Here is a 556-nt window from a genome sequence, read left to right on the forward strand (position 1 = left end):
TGCTGCTGCTGGGCCAGGCACCCGAGGAGCTGGCGCCGCACGTGCTGCCGCCGGGCATCAGCGAGCGGGTGCTGCGGCCGGTCCGGCTGCCGGAGCTCGTGGCCCGGCTGCACGCGCTCCTCGCGACCTTCGAGGCCTCGCCGGATGCGGCGATTCCGCTCGGGAACTATGCTTTCCACCCTGCGGCCAAGCTGATGCTGGCTCCCGACGGCAAGCGGATCCGCCTGACCGAGAAAGAGGCGGCGATCCTGCTCTACCTGCATCGGGCGGGCGGGCGGGCAGTGCCGCGGTCGGAGCTGCTGGGCGAGGTCTGGGGCTATTCGAAGGCGGTCACGACGCACACGCTGGAGACACACATCTACCGTCTCAGGCGAAAGATCGAGCCGGAACCGCAGGCGGCCAAGTTACTGCTGACGGATGAGGGCGGGTATCGGTTGGGGGCATAGCGCCGCACATCGGAACGGCCCCCGAGCTCGAAGAATCCGGCCGCACCCCCTACCGGCTTGGCGCATCGGTGGTGCGGCGAAGCCARGCCGCCGGAGGCGGCGCCCGGCGT

General features: G+C 70.8%; 1 protein-coding gene. It reads left to right on the forward strand.

The window, feature by feature from the left end:
• The coding region (locus AC1DWF_RS37595) for a winged helix-turn-helix domain-containing protein (RefSeq protein WP_476843501.1) at positions 1-446 on the forward strand (446 nt) is incomplete at its 5' end.
• Between the last annotated feature and the right edge of the window lie 110 nt (positions 447-556).

The sequence above is a fragment of the Aminobacter sp. P4_D5 genome (assembly GCF_056401815.1).